General features: G+C 58.9%; 2 protein-coding genes. Both read right to left on the reverse strand.

Annotation, left to right across the window (positions count from 1 at the left end; all coding sequences use genetic code 11):
* On the reverse strand, positions 1 to 963 hold a 963-nt coding region (locus AC07M8_RS19650), incomplete at its 3' end, for a cache domain-containing protein (protein ID WP_495175910.1).
* Positions 964 to 1,057: 94 nt separating this feature from the next.
* Positions 1,058 to 1,424: BLUF domain-containing protein (locus tag AC07M8_RS19655; RefSeq protein WP_495175911.1), on the reverse strand; the 367-nt coding region annotated here is incomplete at its 5' end.

A 1,424-nucleotide genomic window follows, 5' to 3' on the forward strand; every position in this document is an offset into this window, starting at 1 on the left:
GCTAAGACCGCTTATTCCGAAGGCGGAGATCACGTCTACTTGAGCGACATTCAAGCCATCCGAGCAAAGAAATTTAGAGCCACTGCCGCTGATCGCGTGCGGGTGTTTGGCGTGGTAGGCATAGTTACCTGTGGTGGCCACCACCAGGTTGGCAGGATCGACGATAGAAGCAACGGCGCCTGATTTTGTCTTGGTGATTACATTCATGATCGCGTTTGTCTGGCCTTCGAAGTCGAACTCGAGATAGCAGACGCCAACCGTTAACCCCTCGTAGCGAACGGGAGCGACGTAGACCAGCACCTTGCGGCCGTTCGACCAAGGGTTCTTCCACACCTCGTCGGTCATCCATGCGACCTGCGGCGGGGCAAGCAGCGCCTGCTGGAACTGTGGGTACTGCTTGAAGTTTACTTTCCTGACAGCGGCATTGTCATGCGCGCACACCGCAACATTGCCGTTGGCATCGACCACGAACGCGTTGAGGAAATACGGAGAGCAGGCGAGCAGCGCCCTCAGCCGGCTTAAAGCCTTGTCCTCGTTGCGAGCAGACGCATGATTGAGCAGCAGTGCCTCGGCGACCGAGTAGTCCGTGGCGAGCATTCTGACGTCAATCGAGCGATCATAGAGTGTCCGTGCCAGCGTATCGGCGATCGACTGCGCTAGGTCGGTGAGCCGCCCGCTCTCCATATCCTTTGCCAACTCATCGGCAATCATGGCGCCATGATGGAGGTTGTTTAGAACCTCGTCTTTGAAGGCGGCTGCCGAAGCCCGTGCGAGCCCCGCGAGGCTCTTCACCTCCTGAGCCACGACCGTAAACCCGCGCCCGGCATCACCGGCGCGCGCTGCTTCAATGGTAGCATTGAGCGCCAACAGATTGGTCCGCCCGGCAATCGACTCTGCCTGCTGAGCATGGGCGGTAACATCATCGCTAAGGGCGGCAAGCAGGGAGTGGATTCGGCGCGGCATACACGAGCTTTAGTGATGTTGTCAGACTTGGCCGTTTGACGGCTCTGGATGGTAGAGGACGGTCGCCGCCTTGGCGACAAAGGACCAATAAGAGCTACGTCGTCCGGCGGATCGCAGCAAAGCTCTCGAACGTGGCCTGCACTGCAGGGGAGCAGTTTTTGACGAGGCGCGATACACGATCCATGAAGTGTCGCTCGTTCTCGCCGGGCAAGCGATGTGCCATCGCCCATTCACCGAACTCCCTCTCTTCTACCGTGCGGCGTGAGAGGGTCACGACTGCTTGATGGCGCGTATCTTCCTTGATCCGACTAAATGTGCTGGTCACCGTCTCTTCTGGGCCCTCAAGGGCCTGGAGGAAACGCTTGCCGTCTGTGTATAGAGCGCCAGTCACGCCATCGCGGCTGTTGTTGACCCTCGAAGATTGAAGGATCCGGGCGACAGTGCTGGGGTCTGCACCAGCC

The organism is Sphingomonas sp. GW821-FHT09E03, from assembly GCF_059416225.1.